Genomic DNA, 17,987 nt, shown 5'->3' with positions numbered 1-17,987 from the left:
GAACGCGGGAGAACGCGCGAGAACGCGACCGCGGCGGTCGCGTCAGCGATACGGGTCCGGTTCGGGGAACGGGTCCTCGGTCCGCACCCCGATCTCGCCGGCTTCGACGATGGCGGCGAGTTCGTCGAGGCGCTTGACCATGTCGTTCTGCGGGGCGTGTTCGGCGAGCGGGACGCCGTCGCGCCAGGCCCGCCGGAAGGCGATGCGCTTGCGGATGCCCGGGCCGGGCGGGTAGTCGTGTTCGTACTCGTCGGTCCGCCCGAACATCGGGACGCGGTCGCCGAAGTCGGACTCCTCGATGGCGGCCATCACGCGTTTCTCCTCGTTGTCGCCTTCGAGGCGGTTGGGCACGACCGCGAGCACGTCGAGGTCGATCTCCCGCCGGAGCGGGTCGAGTTGCTGTTCGACCATACGCTCGAACCCGCTGATGCTCGGCTCGGAGGGGAGCATCGGGACGATGACGTTGCCCGTCGCGATGAGCGAGGAGTCCGAGAGCGGGCCGATCTTCGGCGCGGTGTCGACGACGACGTAGTCGTACTCCGCTCCGAGGAGCGGTTCGACGATCTCGTTGCGGACACGCAACTCGCCGAACGTCGCGTTCCGGATGGAGGTCTCGACGCTCCGGAGGTTCTCGTGGGCCGGGACGACGTCGAACCACTCCGTCTCGCGAATGACGTCGTGGACGTCGACGCCGTCCCCGTCGTCGAGGACGTCACCGATGTGGTCGTCTGCGGTGTAGGCGTCTTCGAGACCGATACCTTCGGTCGCGTTGCCCTGCTGGTCGAGGTCGACGAGGAGCACGTCGTTCCCACGACTCGACAGGCGCTCGGCGACGTTGATCGCGATGGTCGTCTTTCCGACGCCACCCTTCTGCAGGGCGACGCTCACGGCTCGTGGCTCAGTCATGTAGTGTGTAGGGGGAGCGGTCGGTCGGATTCGGCGCGGCGTCGTCTCGAACGTCGATGCCCGACGACTTAATAATTGCACACCACGACAGGTTCGAAAATTCCTGGCGACCCCGGATTCACACGGGCAGGCGGTGGCCGGCGAGGACGGCCGCGAGACAGCCGACGCAGATGACGCCGAGCCCCGCGGCGTAGGTGCCCGTGAGGTCGTAGAGGACGCCGACGAGGAACGGGCCGAGGAAGCCGCCGAGTTCGCCGACGGCGAAGACGAGTCCGACGGCCGTCCCGGTGAGTTCGGGGCCGATCTCGTCGAGTTCGGCCGGGACCATCCGTACGAGCGGCGAGATGCCGCCCACGCCGAGTCCGACCGCGAGCGCGCCGACGACCGGGACTGCGAGCGGGACGCCGGGGACGAGGAGCGTCGCCGTCCCGGCGAAGCAGAGCGCGGCACAGCCAGCGACGACCGTCCCGCGTTCACCGAGGCGGTCCGAGAGCGTGGGCACGGCGAGCGTCCCGACGGCCTCGGCGGCGACGAACCCGCTCACCAGCATCGCCGCGAGCGTCGGGTCGACGCCTCGCGACTGGAGAACCGTCGCGAGCCAGTTCTGCAACCCGTGGACGACGAGGAGGTAGACGACGCCGACGACGACCAGCAGGCGCATCGACGGACTCGCGAACACCCGGCCGACGTCCCGCCGCAGCGACGCGACGGAGAGGACCGCCTCGTCCTCGTCGGTCGTCGCACCTTCGCCTTCGCCCTCGTCTTCGCCTTCGCTCTCGCCCGTCGGCTCGCGGTGACGAACCTCCTCGAGCGGCGCCCACCGGACGACGACCCACCAGAGCACGGCGTAGGCGAGCACCGCGAGTCCGGTGTAGTAGAACAGCGGTCGCCACCCGCCGAGCGCGGGGCCGAGCACGCCGCGCCCGAGGCTGAACGCGGCGGCGGTCCCGGCCAGCGACCCGACGACGTACACCGACGAGGGCGTCCCCGACTCCTCGGGTGGGAAGATCTCGGAGACGAGCTTCGGCAGGCCGAACGTGATGGTCGTCGCACCGAACCCCACGACGACGGTCAGCGCGAGCAGGACGGGGAAGGTGTCCGCGGCGGCGCGGCCGACCTGCGCACCGCCAAACAGCAGGAGGCCCGTACCGATGGCCCGGTACGGCCCGACGTAGTCGGTCACCACCCCGGAGAACAGCGCGACGGGGACGTACGTGAGCGGGACCGCCCCGGTGAGCAATCCGGCCTGCGTACTCGTCAACCCAAAGTCGGCGCTCAGGGCGGCGAGCCACGCCGGTACGGAGAACCAGACGAACATCAGCGCGGTGTAGGCGAGCGACCCGAGTCCGAGGAGGGCGTAGCGGAGACGCGACGTCGACACGGTTCGTGGGTGGACCGGCAGGGGCGTCAATGGTGGGGTTGCGGCACCGTGTGGGTGTTTGGTGCGTGCGAATCCGTGAGGGACTCCCGTTTCTGCCTCTGCAGTGCTCCCCGTACAATTCTTCAGGAAGAGTTGGCTGGTGAGACGCTACTGTACAGCTATATACGCGGATTCAGAGGGATTCTCCAAGGCGGTCCAGCACTCCTCGACGAATCCAGTGAGTTTCCGTCCGACCTCCGGTTCGACTGCAAATAGTAGACCACGTGTTTCGTCCTCTGGGAGGTGGATAAAGAGGGATTCATCCCAGAGTTCGAGAGTCGCTCGACGCTCGCCTAACGGTCCCCCTTCGTCCTCCAGAGGTCTCCAGTCCCGCGCTCGTCGCGTCATCGTCTCGGTCCGCTCCTCGAAGTTCGTCTCTCGAATATCTTCTCGGATGTAGTGGATCTCGTACCCACTCTCGTCGTACGAGCAGATTGCGCGAAGCGACTCGCCGACTCGCTCCTCTAATACATCCATTAGCCTCTGGTACTTCGACTTTACATTCTTTCTACCCGTGCTCCCCCATTTAGCTGAAAAAGAGGGCGCTAAGCCCCCGTCCTCAAGGAGCGAACGGGAGTGAGCGAGTAGGGCGAGATACAGCGCCTGCCCGAGTCACAAACACGCGAATCAGTACCACTAATACACCGAAATTCGTACGCTTTGGTACGTCGCATGAAGTATAGTCCACGCTTCCGCTTGTTCCCCACCACGGAGCAACGCGACGCGATGGACTGGACGCGAAACACCGTGCGACAACTCTACAACCACGCCCTCCACGAATTCCACCAAATACCCGAAGACGCGGGCACGCTCCGCCAACGTGTCTGGATAGTTCGAGACCAACTCCCCACACTCAAAGACTGGTGGACTGACCTCACACGGGTCTATTCGACGGTCCTTCAGAAAGCCGTTGAGCGGATTCGCGATAACATCCAGAACCTCGGGAAACTCAAGGCTAAGGGCTACGACGTGGGGTCGTTAAACTGGAAGAAACCGCGTGAGTACAGGAGTTTCACCTACCGGCAATCGGGCTTCGAACTCGACACCAAGAGTGGCCCGAACGGACGAGGACTCCTCGTACTCAAGAAACTTAAAGGAGAGACCCGCGAGATCCCGATTCGCCTCCACCGAGACCTTCCAGACCACGAAACAATCAAAGAGGTGACCCTGAAGAAAGAGCCAACCGGAGCGTGGTACGTCAGCTTCTGCATCGAGACGGACACCCCCGAGAAACCCGCCGTTGAGGACGTCGATCCCGATGATACGGTAGGTCTCGACCTCGGTGTGTTGAACTTCATTCATGACTCGGACGGGCGATCGATCGGGCGTCTTGACCTTTCAGACGACCGCGAGCGGCTCGAACGCGAGCAACGCTTGCTCTCGCGTAAGGACTACGAGTCGAACAACTGGGAACAGCAACGCCGTCGCGTCGCAGACGTCCACGCCCGGATGTCGAACAAGAAGCACGATTACAAGCACAAGCTCGCGCACTTCTATACGACCCAGTACGATGCGGTGTTCGTCGAGAACCTCAATGTCAAGGGAATGCTTGAATCTTCCCACAATGCTCGGAATACAGCCGAGGTTGGCTGGCGTGATTTCATCACGATTCTCGAACATCACGGCGAGAAGAACGGCTGTCACGTCGTGAGTGTTAACCCGCGTGGGACAACCAAGGAATGCGCGTCCTGTGGCGTTGAAACACGGAAACCGCTGTGGGTTCGAGAGCATTCATGCCCAGCGTGCGGATTCGAACTCGATCGGGACTGGAATGCGTCGTTGAATGTTCTCTCACGAGGACTCGCCAAACTAGGAGTGGTTCACTCCGAAGACACGCCTGCGGAGACTGCGACCGCTGTGTCCACCGATGGTAGGGATTCGTCCATCGTCGTGGATGCAAGTCGCGTCGTTGAAACAGGAAGCCTCGCCCTCAAGGAAGCAACACGTAGTGTTGCTGAGTAGGGCGGGGTAGTTCACAATATCTGAAGATTGGTGACCATTGCGTGGTATCCCCAAGCAATACTTGTCCCACCGCGACTGTCCGAGAGTCAGTGTAGAGTCGAATACCACGAGGTTAGAGAGAACAGTTGGCAGGAGTCTGACAGCAATGCTATTCGAGAAGACTACGGACAAGCATTCACTCAGAGTTCGCTTCTTCGTCGTTCGCTACCACTGGTATCTCTGCTGTCGCGGTACCGATCTCAAAATTCGGGCCCTTCCTACCAGTTATCTTCTCGGCTTTGAGTTCGTATGCTTCGATAGACTCCTCTTCAGTCATTGGGAAGACCTCTGATGAGGGGAACTGATCATTCTCTGCTAACGCGAGGTCTGCTGCTTTGCCATCGTGAGGGAGTTGATGAACCGTTCCCTGGATAATGACGCTCGCAAAATCTTTCGAAGAAGTCGCTTCACAGATAGTGAAAGAGACAGTCTCGGTTTCTGCAAGAAACTCTCGCTTACGACTATCCGACGGCATAGCTAACTGGAGGTAGAGCCGACCATTACGATATCCAAATGACTCCGGTATTCCGTATGCTTCTCCCTCCGAACAAGTTGAGAGGATTCCAGTCTCGTGTCTCTTGAGGAAAGCGCCGATCTCGTCTCTTTTCATACTGAGCATACTCGACCTTCAAATCAAGAATATAAAACTGTCCTTGCCAGCACGCATCAACCGAGGTGTGAGTTGCAAGAACCGTAATTGCTCGGTCGACGAATATTGGTTGATACTGTCAGCCAAAAATACTTCAAAGAAGAGTACGTTACTCCGATATGACCTCTCTCGACAACGTCTCTACCGAAGACCTCCGCCAGGTCTTGGCGGAGGTCGAGGGAAAAAAGCCGTCACAACGGCTCATGGCGGCGATCAATTACCTTGAAGAAGACGGTGCGACGCTACAAGAGGTCGCTGAACGCTATGGATACACTGCTGGCTGGCTCTCGCGGTGGCTTGATCGACTCGAACGGCTCGCCGACGAGCCGTTCGAGGAGGTCGTCTACGACGAACACCGTTCAGGAAGGCCCTCAAAACTCTCCGACAAAGAGCATGAACAGTTCGTTGAAGCGCTTCACAAGTCTCCAGAGGAAGTTGGACTTGACGCGCCTGCGTGGTCTGTTCCACTGCTCGTCACTATCTCGCCGAGGAATTCGACGTTGAGTACTGTGAGCGTCACGTTCGACGATTGATGACCGAGGCCGGGCTGTCCTGGAAGACAGCCCGGCCGGAGTTTCACAAATCCGATGAGAGAGCACAGGAAGCATGGCAAGACGGGTTCAAAAAAAGCGCGACAACCTGGACGACGAATACACGATCTTAGCCATTGATCAGACGCGACAGGTTCTCTCGACACTGATTCACGCATGGTTTCCCAAGGGTGAGCGCCCGTCACTCCCGGTGACGGGCGCGTGGGACAGCATCAAACTTCTCGGTGCAGTCAGCGATACTGATGAGACGTTCTTTCTCCCCTGCGAGGAAAACTTCAACAGCGACACGACGATTCGTCTTCTGGATGCACTCCAGACAGAGTTCGGCGAGAAAATCTGCGTTGTCCTCGATAACGCCTCGTATTTCACGGCGAACAGAGTCCAAGAGTTCGTTGAAGATACTCCGATCGAACTGTGTTACCTTCCGCGGGGTTCACCAGAGCTGAACCCCGCGGAAGAGTGCTGGCGACAACTCGATCAATCACTCGGCAACCGCCTATTCGAAACGCTTGACGAACTTCGTGATGCTGCTCTCTGTGCACTGGACGATATCAACGTACCAGATGTCTTTACGTACTTATGTCCGTGAGTATGAGTCGACGAGTTTTATGTCTCTACAGTGTCGCCAGTTCGAAAGTTACCTGCCTAAAGGCATCCACGACAGGAACGACGGGACAATTCTATGCGCCGCCACGGGAAGGACGACTAGTGTTGTATGGTGCCTTCCCTCACGACTTCACAGCTACGACTACGAGCTACTCGACCACCTCACGATACGACGATTCTCCGCTCGCGAAGCAGCCACGACTACGGAGTGTAGTACAGCGAAAAACCGAACGAATCGACCCATCGATTCGCTCGAATTGGGAGTGGGACCGCTGAGATTCGAACTCAAGTCCGACGGACCCCATCCGCCGAGGATACCAAGCTACCCCACGGTCCCGCAACTAATCGAAGACGGGTCCGAGCATTAAGGGCTTCGTTTCGGCGACGTCGTGGTGGGGGTGGTCACGGCCTTTTTTCAGACTGTGTTGGCTATAAACGAACACACAGACGATGCTCACCTTCGTCCAGCGGACGCTCGCGTGGTTCGAGGCGGCGCCGGGAGTGGTGCAGTTGGCGCTCGCCACGGTCGTGACCTTCGTGATCGGGTACACGATCGGGAAGCCACTCATCGGCAACGCGTTACGGTACTACGGGGCCAGCGAACCCGCGTGCGACGCCGCCGAGGACACGTACACGGTCTTGCTCGCGGTCGGCGCCATCGCCGTCGGACTGGAGGCGGGCGACGTCAGCGCGACGCCGACGGCCACCGGCGCAGTTCTCGCGGCGGCGACGCTCTCGGCCGGTATCGGCGCTCGCGAAATCCTGCGTAACCTCGTCAGTGGGCTCTTCCTCGTGAACAACGAGGACGTCGACGTCGGTTCGTGGATCGAGTGGGACGGGCACGCCGGCGTCGTCGAGGCGGTGTCGCTGCGGGTCACGAAGATCCGGACGTTCGACGGTGAGACGGTCGTCGTCCCGAACTCGAAGCTCACCGACAACGTCGTCGTGAATCCGGCGTCCAGCGGGAAGCTCCGACTCCACGCCTCGTTCGGTATCGGCTACCAGGAGGACATCGAGACGGCACGCGAGTGTATCCTCGAAGAAGCGCGCTCCATCGACGGGGTCGCCTCCGACCCCGCCCCGGAGGTTCGCGTGTCCGAACTCGGCTCGTCGGCCGTCGGACTCGACGCACGCGTCTGGCTCGTCGACTTCCCGGAGCACGGCGAGGCCACACGCGTCCACTCCCAACTCCTTGAACGCGTGAAGTCCCGGTTCCAGGAGGAGAACATCACGATGCCCGTGCCCCAGCGGGAGATCGACGGGTCGATCACCGTCACCGAAGCCGGGAAGTAGTGACTCAGACGAGGACGCGTTCGAGGTCGACGACGGTCCCCTCGTCGGTCTCGGGGTCGCCGACGAGGCGGCCGAGACACACCGCGGCGCCGTCGGGGGTGTAGCAGGCGACGAGGTCCCCGCGGTCGGCGGGGTCGGCCTCGACCACACCCGGCGCGTACACCGGTGCGCCCTCCGCGATTTCTTCGGCGGCGTTGCGTGCGACGACCAATCCCGGCAAGTGCGAGAGTGCGCGCTCGGCCGGGTCGACGACGTCGTAGAGCCACTCCGTGTTCCCGTCCTCCTCGTACTCGACGAGGGCGTCCTTCAGGTCGTAGAGCGTGACGAGGTCGGTGTCGTCGAACGGGACGGTCGCGGTCCGGCGGAGGTGGCCCATGTGCGCGCCCGTCCCGAGCGCGAGGCCGAGGTCGTGACAGAGCTTCCGGACGTAGGTACCGCTCTCACAGCGGATGCGGAGGAGTGCCTGTCGGTCCTCGACCTCCAGAACGTCGAGGTCGTAGATCTCGCGCGTACGGAGGCGGCGGGCGACCGCGCTCTTCTTCGGCGGCTTCTGGTAGATCTCGCCCTCGAACTCGGCGACGACGGCTTCGAGGTCGGTCGGCGGGTCGCCGTGGAGTTCGAGGACGGCGACGTACTCCTTGTACCCTTCGAGCAACGCGGGGGCGAGTCGCGTGGCGTCGCCGAGCAGCGTCGGGAGACAGCCAGTCACCTTCGGGTCGAGGGTGCCCGCGTGGGCGGCCTTCTCCAGGTCGGCCATGTCGCGGACCCACGCCGACACCTGGTGGGCCGACGGCCCGGGCGGTTTGTCGAGGTTGACGACGCCGAACTCCAGCAGGGCGTCGGGGTCGCGGTCGTCCGGCGCGTCACGGAGCATGGTCAGAAGTCGTAGTCGACGTCTTCGATGGGGAACGCGCCCTCGTCGGACCCGCCCTCGTAGTTCTCGACGGCGTCGACCACCATCGCGAGCGTCGTCTCCTCGTCCCAGCGCGCGGTGTTCACGCCGAGGTCGTAGATGGAGCGGTCGTCGAAGTCGATGCCGTAGTACTCCTGGTAGCGCTGTTTCTCGCTCTCCTCGCGGACGAGCGTCTCCTCTTTGGCTTCCTCGACGGACTTGTCCTCGCGCTCGGCGATACGCGCCGCGCGGACGTCGATGGGGGCGCCGAGCCAGATCTTCAGGTCGGCGTACTCACCGGCCATCCACCCCGAGAGGCGGGATTCCAGGATGGTGTCCTCGCGGGTCCGCGCGGTCTCGCGAAGTTGGCGGTCGAGGTCGCGGTCGATCTGGTCGTCCTCCTCGGCGAGTTCGTTGAACGCCGCGAGGGAGTAGCCGCGCTCGTCGGCGAGCGCACGGAAGATGTCGCCGCCGGAGACGTGCTCGTAGTCGAGCTCGTCGGCCAGACCGGTCGCGATAGTAGACTTCCCGCTCCCGGGCGGGCCGGAGATCGTAATCAGCATATCAGTACTCCGTCCGCGGCAATCAAAAATGGCTCGGAGAGACCTCGCGGCGTTACTCCTCGAAGAAGCGCTCGGGTTCGATTCGCGAGAGGCGCATCGCGTTCCCGGTGACCCCGAGACTCATCCCCATGTCGCCGACGACGACCGCGAGCGCGACGCTCACGTAGCCGAGCGGGACGCCCACCGCGAGCAACGCCTTCACCCCGAGGCTCGTCCAGATGTTCTGCCGGATGACCGCGTTCGCCTCGTGGGAGAGCGCGTAGAGGTACGGCAGTTTCCCCACGTCGTCGCCCATCAGCGCGATGTCGGCGGTCTCGATGGCCGTGTCGGTGCCCGCCGCGCCCATCGCGACGCCGACCGTGGCGGTCGCGAGCGCCGGAGCGTCGTTGATTCCGTCGCCGACCATCGCCACGTCGCCGTACTCCCGTTCGAGGTCGCGGACGACGTCGACCTTCTCGTCGGGGAGGAGTTCCGCGCGGTAGTCGTCGACGCCGACCTGCTCGGCGATGGCCCGCGCCGTCCCCTCGTTGTCGCCGGTGAGCATCACGACGTGCTCGACGCCGAGTTCGTGGAGGCGCTCGACGGCCCGCCGGGAGGCGGGGCGTACCTCATCGGCGATGGCGACGGCGCCCAACAGTGCCGACTCGGTCCCGACGAGGACGACCGTCTTCCCCTCGCGTTCGAGACCGCCGAGCACGTCGTCGAGGTCGTGGTCGTCGTGGTCGTCGTCGGCGTCCGGCTCCTCCCGTGCTTCCACGACGCCGCCGTCGGTCGCCCGTCCCGCACCCGAGAGGTCGAACCCGAGGTCCTCGAAGAGCGCCGGCTTCCCTGCGTAGTACGTCTCACCGTCCACGTCAGCGCGGATGCCTTCGCCGGTCAGCGCCTCGAAGTTCGCGGGCGTGGGCCGGTCGACGATACCCGCCTCGTCAGCGCGGGCGAGGATCGCCTCGGCGATGGGGTGTTCGCTGCGCTGTTCGAGTGCGGCGGCGTAGCGGAGCACCTCGGTCTCGTCGGCGTCGCCGAACGGGACGACGTCGGTGAACGCGAGTTCGCCCTTCGTGAGCGTCCCCGTCTTGTCGAGCGCGACGGCGTCGACCTGCCCCATCGCTTCGAGGTGGTTGCCGCCCTTCACGAGGACGCCGTTCTTCGCGGCGCTCGTGATGCCCGAGACGACGGAGACCGGCGTCGAGATGACGAATGCACAGGGACAAGCGATGACCAGCAGCGTGAGACCGCGGACGAACCACGTCTCCCACGGCCACCCGAGGACGAGTGGCGGGACGGCGGCAGTCAGAACGGCGAGGACGACGACCACTGGCGTGTAGTAGCCCGCGAAGCGGTCGACGAACTGCTCTTTCTCGGTCTGTTTCTCCTGGGCGCCCTGCACCATCTCGATGATGTGCGAGAGCGTCGACTCGCCGGCGGTCGACGTCACCTCGACTTCGAGGTAGCCGCCCTCGACGATGGACCCGGCGAACACCTCGTCGCCCTCGGACTTGTCGACCGGGACGCTCTCGCCGGTGATGGGCGACTCGTCGACCGCGCTCGCACCCTCCACGACCCGGCCGTCGAGCGGGACCTTCTCACCGGGCCGGACGACGACCGTCTCGCCGACGTCGACCGCCTCGGCGGGGACGGTCACTTCCTCGCCCTCGCGGCGGACGGTCGCCTCGTCGGGCGAGAGTTCCATCAACTCGCGCAGCGAGTCGCGCGCCCGGTCCATCGCGTAGTCTTCGAGGAGTTCGGCGATACTGAACAGCACCGCGAGCGTCGCCGCCTCGACGTAGTAGCCGATACCGGTGGCCGCGAGGATGGCGACGCCCATCAGGAGGTCGATGTCGAGACTCCGGTTGCGTGCGGAGTAGTAGCCGCCGCGGACCACCGGGTAGCCGCTGGCGGCGACCGCGCCGAGGAAGAGGACGTCCGCGAGCGTCAACGGGTGGCCGAGGACGCTCGCTACGACCGCGTTCGACCCCGTCAGGACGAACTCGAAGAGGAGACCGAGCGTGACGAGGACCGCACCGAACCACGTCTTCTTCGCGCGGGAACTCGTCCACACCTCCGTCGGCGGCGCGACGTCGACACCCTCACTACTCGGTTCGCCCGCGCCGCCGGTCTCGTCAGTCTCGCCGACGACCTCGTAACCCGCGCCCTCGACGGCCGCGACGACGTCGTCCCGGTCGGCCCGGTCGGGGTCGTAGGTCACCGTCACCGTCCCCGTGGTGGGTCGGGTGTCGATCTCCACGACGCCGTCGACGCGCTGGAGGCCGCTCTCGACCTTCCCCGCACAGGAGGGACAGTCCATCTCCGGGACGGTGAGTCGGGCGGAGAGTTCTCGCGTCCCCCCGTCACTCGCCCCGTCGCCGACTGCCGCGTCTTCGTTCATTACCCGTGAGTACGTGGGGCGAGCCGATAAGCCTTGATTGGAATATTCCAACTCGGGCGAGAAGCCACTCCCCCGCTCAGAACGACGGCGGGGCGTCCCCGACGGGCGGTTCCCGGGCAACGAACTGCGTCGCCAGGTACTCCTCGGCCCGCCGGAGTCGGTACGTGAGCGTCGAGCGCGGGACGTTGAGGCGCTTGGCGAGGTCGCCCACGTCGAGTGCCCGCGGCGTCTCGTAGTAGCCGTGTTCGACCGCGGCCCGGAGCGCAGCCTCCTGTTCCGCGGAGAGCGCCGTCGTCCCGTCCGCGTCGGCGGCGTCGGTGGCGTCGTGGGTCGCCGTGGTGTCCGTCGACCGGAGCATCTCCAGGTCGGCGCAGTCACCGACGGCCGCGTCAAGGGCGTCGAAGAACGCCGCGACGTCGCCCGTGCCGGCGTGGACGAGTCGCCAGGTGTAGCGTCGCTGCTCGTGGCGTGTCTCGAAGAGGACCCCGTCGCCGAGGTGGTCGCGCGCGAGGTGCGGGACGGACGTACAGGTGGGCGTCCGCTGCCACCGGGAGTAGAGGACGAGCGTGTCGTTGGTGTGTTCGAGGACCTCGGTGGTCTGGGTGGCACCGCAGTCCGCGGTCGCGAGGCAGTCGGCGTAGTAGTCGGCGTCGCGGAAGGCGGCCGCCAGCGCGTCGAGCGCGTCGGCCGGCCCGCTCGCGTGGTCGACCCGCCAGAGACGCTCGTCGGTCGCGTGGAGGGAGAGCGACCGGACCCGGGCGTCGGGGTGGGCGGCGAGCGTGTCCGCGACCGCGTTACACCCGGTCTCGTAGTCGAGTGAGAAGACGAGTTCGCGCATACAGTCGATAGGGACCGGGAGGACAAAACTGTATCACGCGAAACTGGACGTCAGTTGAACGATTGTACAACTGTTCAACTGTGTGCGAGTGCGAAGCGGAGAACCGAAGAGGAGACGAGAGAAGAACGGCGTCGGCCGTTAGCTCGGGGTCGTCTGGATGTTGAGTCCCTTGCGGATGACCTGCGAGAAGCCCATCGAGCAGAGGAAGTACCAGACGATCCATGCCTGGACGGGACCGATGATCCCCGCCGTGAGGGTGGCCTCGCCGACGAGCGGGAACACCATCGTCATCTCCTCGGTGGTGATGTGCCCGGCAAGGAGCTTCCAGTACATCCAGAGGAACACCGGGATGGTGAGAACCATGATCCAGACCATCGGGCGGAACTGCTCTTTGAACATGCCCAGTTGGTCGCCCATGGCCTCCATCTGCTCCTCGCGGATGCGTTCGAGTTCTTCCTCGTTACCCTGCTCTTTGGCCTGCTTCTGGCGCTCCTGGATGTCCTTCATCCGCTCCTGATAGGCGCCCATCTTCTCCATGTTCATCAGGTTCGCCTGCAGGAGCGTCGAGTAGAGGCCGGTGATGACGGCCAGCACCATGATGACGAGATAGAACGGCAAAAGCGAGTCGAGCGGGCCGAGGAAGACGTCCATCACGTTCCCGACGGCGTTGCGGGCGGGTGCCCACGAGTAGCCCGCGAACATGCCGACCGCGACCAGGGCCGCGCCCTTGTCCCACTTCGACCACGACGTCTCCTCGTCGTCGGGGAGGTCGACATCGGAACTCGACGAGACGCCACTCGCGCCCTCTCCTTCGAGACCCTCGCGGACGGCGTCCGGGTCGGCGAGCCGGAACCCGTCGCCGGCCTCTTCGAGGATCCCCTTCTCGATGAGTCGCCCCCACTGCCCGCTCGTGAGGTCGCCTTTCACGTCACGCCACTCGATGGTCTCCCCCTCGCTTTCGAGGAGGGACTCGAGGGCGTCCTCCATGGCCGGGTCCTCGGCGACGAGGGTCCGGACTTTTTCGGCTGTGCGTGGCATTCTCGATTAGTGTAGTGAGTCGTGCCGTATCAACCTTTTACTACGGGTCCGCGCGCTCGTCGACGACGTCCTTGATGTCCGCCCACACCTCGTCGGGGGACTGCTCGCCGTCGATCTCTTCGAGGACGCCCTCCTCACGGTAGTGCTCGACGACCGGCATCGTGTTCTCCTCGAACACTTCGATGCGCTCACGAGCGGTCTCCTCGGTGTCGTCGTCGCGCTGGATGAGTTCGCCACCACAGCGGTCGCAGACGCCTTCCTCCTCGGGCGGGTTGTACTTCACGTGGTAGTTGGTGCCACACTCGTCGCAGACGCGACGGCCGGTGAGGCGGTCGACGAGTTCGTCCTTCGAGACGTCGAGGTAGAGGACGACGTCGAGGTCGGTGGCGTCGTCGAGGAACTCGACCTGGTCGAGGTTGCGCGGGTAGCCGTCGAGGACGAAGCCGTCGGCGTCTTCGAGGGCCGCCTCGACAATCTCGTTGACGACAGGGTCGGGGACGAGTTCGCCGGCCTCCATGAACTCGCGGGGCGTGCCGTACTCCGTCTCCATGTCCTTGTTGGCGCGGAGGGCGTCGCCCGTCGTGATGTGGTCGATACCGTACTCTTCGACGAGATTGTCGCTCTGCGTCCCCTTGCCGGCGCCGGGCGCGCCGAGGATGAGGATTCGCGGATTGCTCATGTCTCCGAGTCGCACGGGGACCGGTATAAAGCGGTCGGATTCGGCGTGTCGTGCCGGTCAGGCGGTCCCGTCAACGAGGTCGAGCAGGCGGTTCTGTTCCTCGCGGGTCCCGAGGGTGACGAGGTAGTCGTCGACCTCGATAGTCGTCTCGGGTCCGGGGTTCGGAATCGTCTCCTCACCGCGCTGGATGGCGATCACGGTGGCGCCGGTCTCCTCCCGGAGGTTCGACTCGGCGAGCGTCACGCCGGCGTACGGTGATTCCTCGTCGATTTCGACCCACTCCAAGATGGCGTCGCCGAGTGGGACCGTCAGTTCGTCGACGTCGACGGACTCGAAGTACGCCCCTTCGAGGATGGACCCGAGTTTGTTGGCCTCCTCGCCGGTGAGGTCGAACACCTTCTCGCCGTCGGCGTCCGGTCCCTCGCGGCGGAACAGTTCCGCGCGCCCGTCGTGGTGGAGGACGGCGACGAGTCGGGTCCCCCCGGTGAGTTCCAACTCGAAGCGCCGACCGACCCCAGGGATGTCGGTCTCGTAGATGTCCATGTCCGCCGGTTGTGCTGGGGGCGAGAAAACGATACCGGCGTTCGTCGCTCGACTTAGGTCCCGTCCTCAGTCGAGCGTCACGAAGCGCTCGAAGCGCTTCGACTCCTGCATCAACAGCGTTCCGAGGACGCTCATGACGAGGACGTAGCCGACGGCGAACGCGGAGATGGCCTCGGCCGTCTGGACGGCGAGGACCCCACCGGCCCCGGCCAGCGCGACCGACCCGAGGATGAGCGAGAACTCCCCGCGCGTGACCATGGCGAGACCGACCCGAAGCGAGCGGCGGTCGTCGAGGGCGTACGCCCGCCCGCCGAAGAAGCCACTCACCACCTTCGCCGGTGCGGTCACGAGGACGGCCGCGGCGACGAGGTCCAGTACACCCAAGAAAGAGAGCGGGTCGGTGACGAGACCGATCCAGAAGAAGAAGACGGCCGCGAACGTGTCGCGGATGGGCGAGAGCGACTCTTCGAGTTCGTGGGCGTAACTCGTCGAACTGAACGCCATCCCGACGAAGAAGGCGGCGACGGCCTCGCTGACGCCCGCGACGAGTGCCGCGCCCGCGATCAACACGGTGACGCCGAGCGCCCGGAGGACGAAGTACTCCGCAGAGGTGGTTTCGAGCAGGCGTTCGAGCGCTGCCGTCCCAAAGTAGACGAGGAGCACCAGAAGGAGGATGAAGCCGAACGCGCCGCCGAGCGAGCGGGCGATCTCGCCGACGCTCCCGCCGCCGAAGAGGATGGCCGAGACGAGCGCGAGGTAGCCGGCGATGACGAGGTCCTCGAAGACGAGCGTCCCGAGGAGCGGGCCGCTCTCCGGGTTGGCGATCCACCCGAGGTCGAGCAGCGTCTTGGTGATGATGGCGCTCGACGAGACGTAGACGATACCCGCGATCAGCATCGCGGGGACGACACCGCCGAAGAGGAGGAAGCCGAGGACGAACCCGACGCCGAAGTTGACGGCGAAGTCGACGACACCGGCCGTCCCGATGCGCTGGCGGTCGGCGAGCAGGCGCTCGACGTTGAACTCCAGACCGAGGAAGAAGAGGAGGAGGACGATACCGAGTTCCGCGCCGACGGTGACGAAGTCGCTCGCGTGGACGTAGGGGAGGTCGAGGCGGCCGACGACGAACTGGTTCAGCGCCATCCCGACGACGATGTAGAGCGGAATCGGCGACACCGACAGCCGACTCGCGACGAAACTCACCGCCGCGATAGCGGCGAACATGACGCCGACCTCGAAGAGCAGCGTTTCGGCCATCTACTCCGGCCCTGCACGCGGCGGCGAGTAAACGGTTCTGGTCGCCCGGACGACTGGGTCGACGGCGACGCACTGACTCCGCAGAATCGACCGGGGGCGCACCTTCAAGGGCCTCGTTGTCGATTACCGACCACGATGCCCAAGAGTCTCGAACGCGACCTCGGTCTCTTCGCGACGATCACCATCAGTATCGGGGCGATGGTCGGGAGCGGAATCTTCGTCCTCCCCGGACTCGCCTCGAAGTTGGCGGGACCGGCAGTCATCCTCGCCTACCTCCTCGCCGGCCTCGTCGTCCTCCCCGCAGCGCTCGCGAAATCCGAAATGGCGACGGCGATGCCCGAGTCCGGCGGGACCTACCTCTTCATCGACCGGGCGATGGGGCCGGCCGCCGGGACTATCGCCGGCATCGGCGCGTGGTTCTCGCTCGTGTTCAAGAGCGCCTTCGCGCTGGTCGGTCTCGGCGCGTACCTCCTGTTGTTCGCCCCTCAACTCGCCGGTGTCGTGAAACCCGTCGCACTCGTTCTGGCCGTCCTCCTCGTCGGCGTGAACGTCGTCGGCGTCAAGCAGACGGGGCGGATGCAGGCGATCATCGTCTCGCTCGTTCTGCTCGCCCTCCTCGTCTTCATCGGCGACGGACTCACCTACGTCGACCAGTCGCAGTACCACCCGTTCTTCGCGACGGGGCCGGACGGTCTGCTCGCGGCCACGGGGTTCGTCTTCGTCTCCTACGCGGGTGTGACGAAGATCGCCAGCGTCGCCGAGGAGGTCGAGGACCCCGGGCGGAACATCCCGATGGCCATCCTCGGCTCCATCGGTCTGATGATGCTCGTCTACACGTTCGTCGTCTTCGTCATCGTCGGCGTGACGCCACTCGCCGACCTCGCACACTCCTACACGCCGATGGCCGACGCCGCGGGCAACTTCCTCGGGAGTGCGGGCGTCGTCGGTGTCTCGGTGATCGCCGTCCTCGCCCTGACGAGCATGGCGAACGCCGGCATCCTCTCCTCGTCGCGCTACCCGCTGGCGATGAGTCGCGACCGCCTCGCCCCATCGTCGCTCCAGTCGGTCCACGAGCGCTACCGGACGCCCATCCGGTCGATCTCGCTGACCGGTGCCGTCCTGCTCGCGCTCATCGCGTTCGTCCCGGTCGTCGAACTCGCGAAACTCGCGAGCGCCTTCCAACTCCTCGTCTTCACGCTCATCAACGTCGCACTCGTCGCCTTCCGGGAGAGCGACCTCGAAGGCTACGAACCGGAGTTCGTCGCCCCCTTCTACCCGTGGGCGCAGTTGTTCGGCATCGTGGGTGGCGTCGTCCTCCTCACGCAGATGGGGACGCTCCCGCTGCTCGGCGCGGTCGGCATCGTCGTCGCGAGTCTCCTGTGGTACCTCGGCTACGCCCGCGAACGAACCGGCCGCGAGGGGGCCGCCGTCGACGCGATTCGACGGACACGCGGCGTCACGACGGCCGACCGCACCCGCGAGGCCCTCGACTCCACCGGCGAGCGCGTGCTGGTCGCGGTCGGTTCGGAGACCGACTTCAACGACCAGACCACGCTCCTGCGGATGGCCGCAGCGGTCGCCGCCCGACGGAACGGCGAGGTCGAAGTCGCCCGCTTCGAGGAAGTACCGGACCAGACCTCGCTCACCAGCGCCGCCGGCGAGCAGACGCCCGCCGAGGCGGAGTTCGAGCGCCGCGTCGAAGCGTTCGCCGCCGACTTCGACGTCTCGGTGACGGCGACGGAGGTCGTCACCCACGACCTGAACCACGCCGTCGCCAACCACGCCGAGGAGTTCGACGTGCTGTTCGGCGAGGTCGAACCGGACTTCGGCCACGAAGAGTTGCTCGGCGACGACGTCGACTGGTACATCGAACACAGCCCCGCGGACCTCGTCTTCGTCCGGAACCGCGGGCTACCCGAGTCGATCGACGACGTCGCAGTCGTCGCCGACCGCGGCCCCTTCGACCCGCTGGAGGTCGTCGTCGCCGACGCCGTCGCCGCGGAACACGACGCCCGCGTCCGCCTCATCCACGCCCTCCCCGGCGACGCCTCCGACGACCAGATTCGCTCGATCGGCGAGTACCAGAACGAGGTGGCCGAACTCTGTGAGTCGCCCGTCTCGACGGAGATCCACCGGGCGGACGACCGCCTGGAGACGATTCGCGTGGCGGTCGGCGACGCGGACCTCGCGGTGGTCGGGACGTCGGCCCACCACCTGCTCTACGACGTGATGTTCGGGGCACTACCGGACGAACTCGCCGAAGAACTGGAGTGTACGGTGGCGCTCTCTCACGCCCGGGAGGCGCGTCGCCACACGTTCATCCGCTACCTGCTCGACCGCTTCGTCTTCTGAGCGGGGAGCGGGG

At 65.0% G+C, this 17,987-nt stretch carries 15 protein-coding genes, 1 tRNA gene and 1 pseudogene; 4 read left to right on the top strand and 13 right to left on the bottom strand.

Annotated elements, in window-relative coordinates:
- Positions 1–42: 42 nt before the first annotated feature.
- The 3 genes from P0Y33_RS02255 to P0Y33_RS02245 all read right to left on the bottom strand — a co-directional run bounded on the left by P0Y33_RS02255 (position 43) and on the right by P0Y33_RS02245 (position 2,803).
- Positions 43–906, bottom strand: a complete 864-nt coding sequence (locus tag P0Y33_RS02255) for a ParA family protein (RefSeq protein WP_279528945.1) — start codon at positions 904–906, stop codon at positions 43–45.
- A gap of 118 nt (positions 907–1,024) precedes the next feature.
- Complete coding sequence (locus P0Y33_RS02250) at positions 1,025–2,287, bottom strand: MFS transporter (protein ID WP_279528944.1); 1,263 nt, start codon at positions 2,285–2,287, stop codon at positions 1,025–1,027.
- A 147-nt stretch (positions 2,288–2,434) separates the two neighbouring features.
- Complete coding sequence (locus P0Y33_RS02245) at positions 2,435–2,803, bottom strand: hypothetical protein (RefSeq protein ID WP_279528943.1); 369 nt, start codon at positions 2,801–2,803, stop codon at positions 2,435–2,437.
- A gap of 195 nt (positions 2,804–2,998) precedes the next feature.
- Here P0Y33_RS02245 and P0Y33_RS02240 point away from each other — a divergent pair, with 195 nt between their 5' ends.
- A complete protein-coding gene (locus tag P0Y33_RS02240; RefSeq protein ID WP_279528942.1) occupies positions 2,999–4,288 on the top strand; it encodes an RNA-guided endonuclease InsQ/TnpB family protein in 1,290 nt (429 codons plus the stop codon).
- 175 nt (positions 4,289–4,463) lie between these two features.
- Here the strand turns inward: P0Y33_RS02240 and P0Y33_RS02235 are convergent, their stop codons facing one another.
- Positions 4,464–4,946, bottom strand: a complete 483-nt coding sequence (locus tag P0Y33_RS02235) for a pyridoxamine 5'-phosphate oxidase family protein (RefSeq protein ID WP_279528941.1) — start codon at positions 4,944–4,946, stop codon at positions 4,464–4,466.
- A 149-nt stretch (positions 4,947–5,095) separates the two neighbouring features.
- Between P0Y33_RS02235 and P0Y33_RS02230 the strand changes: the two are divergent.
- A pseudogene (locus P0Y33_RS02230) lies at positions 5,096–6,116 on the top strand (IS630 family transposase).
- A 281-nt stretch (positions 6,117–6,397) separates the two neighbouring features.
- Here P0Y33_RS02230 and P0Y33_RS02225 read toward each other — a convergent pair.
- Positions 6,398–6,470: transfer RNA gene (locus tag P0Y33_RS02225), tRNA-Pro, on the bottom strand.
- A gap of 113 nt (positions 6,471–6,583) precedes the next feature.
- Between P0Y33_RS02225 and P0Y33_RS02220 the strand changes: the two genes are divergently transcribed.
- The gene (locus P0Y33_RS02220) at positions 6,584–7,426 is read left to right on the top strand and encodes a mechanosensitive ion channel family protein (RefSeq protein ID WP_279528940.1); all 843 of its coding nucleotides are present in this window, start codon (positions 6,584–6,586) and stop codon (positions 7,424–7,426) included.
- Between the two features lie 4 nt (positions 7,427–7,430).
- On the opposite strand, the gene P0Y33_RS02215 is transcribed toward P0Y33_RS02220, so the two are convergent.
- The 8 genes from P0Y33_RS02215 to P0Y33_RS02180 form a co-directional block, all read right to left on the bottom strand.
- Positions 7,431–8,300 carry an RNA-guided pseudouridylation complex pseudouridine synthase subunit Cbf5 gene (locus tag P0Y33_RS02215; RefSeq protein ID WP_279528939.1) on the bottom strand — a complete coding sequence of 290 codons (870 nt, stop codon included), beginning with the start codon at positions 8,298–8,300 and terminating at the stop codon, positions 7,431–7,433.
- A gap of 2 nt (positions 8,301–8,302) precedes the next feature.
- Complete coding sequence (cmk, locus tag P0Y33_RS02210; RefSeq protein ID WP_279528938.1) at positions 8,303–8,881, bottom strand: (d)CMP kinase; 579 nt, start codon at positions 8,879–8,881, stop codon at positions 8,303–8,305.
- Positions 8,882–8,933: 52 nt separating this feature from the next.
- The gene (locus P0Y33_RS02205) at positions 8,934–11,267 is read right to left on the bottom strand and encodes a heavy metal translocating P-type ATPase (protein WP_279528937.1); all 2,334 of its coding nucleotides are present in this window, start codon (positions 11,265–11,267) and stop codon (positions 8,934–8,936) included.
- A gap of 76 nt (positions 11,268–11,343) precedes the next feature.
- Positions 11,344–12,105, bottom strand: coding sequence for a helix-turn-helix domain-containing protein (locus P0Y33_RS02200; RefSeq protein WP_279528936.1), 762 nt, complete (start codon positions 12,103–12,105; stop codon positions 11,344–11,346).
- A gap of 138 nt (positions 12,106–12,243) precedes the next feature.
- On the bottom strand, positions 12,244–13,143 hold the full coding sequence (locus tag P0Y33_RS02195) for a DUF106 domain-containing protein (protein ID WP_279528935.1): 900 nt from the start codon (positions 13,141–13,143) through the stop codon (positions 12,244–12,246).
- A gap of 40 nt (positions 13,144–13,183) precedes the next feature.
- Positions 13,184–13,822: an adenylate kinase gene (locus P0Y33_RS02190; RefSeq protein ID WP_279528934.1), complete on the bottom strand. Its 639-nt coding sequence runs from the start codon at positions 13,820–13,822 to the stop codon at positions 13,184–13,186.
- A 57-nt stretch (positions 13,823–13,879) separates the two neighbouring features.
- Positions 13,880–14,365 carry a cation:proton antiporter regulatory subunit gene (locus P0Y33_RS02185; protein ID WP_279528933.1) on the bottom strand — a complete coding sequence of 162 codons (486 nt, stop codon included), beginning with the start codon at positions 14,363–14,365 and terminating at the stop codon, positions 13,880–13,882.
- 66 nt (positions 14,366–14,431) lie between these two features.
- The gene (locus P0Y33_RS02180; RefSeq protein ID WP_279528932.1) at positions 14,432–15,622 is read right to left on the bottom strand and encodes a cation:proton antiporter; all 1,191 of its coding nucleotides are present in this window, start codon (positions 15,620–15,622) and stop codon (positions 14,432–14,434) included.
- Positions 15,623–15,757: 135 nt separating this feature from the next.
- On the opposite strand from P0Y33_RS02180, the gene P0Y33_RS02175 reads away from it, so the two are divergent.
- Complete coding sequence (locus P0Y33_RS02175) at positions 15,758–17,974, top strand: amino acid permease (RefSeq protein ID WP_279528931.1); 2,217 nt, start codon at positions 15,758–15,760, stop codon at positions 17,972–17,974.
- Positions 17,975–17,987 lie beyond the last annotated feature (13 nt).

This window comes from Halospeciosus flavus (assembly GCF_029814175.1).
Taxonomy (GTDB): Archaea; Halobacteriota; Halobacteria; order Halobacteriales; family Halobacteriaceae; genus Halospeciosus; species Halospeciosus flavus.
The sequence above is the reverse complement of the archived record's forward strand: the minus strand, read 5'-3'. Positions and strand labels throughout refer to the sequence as shown.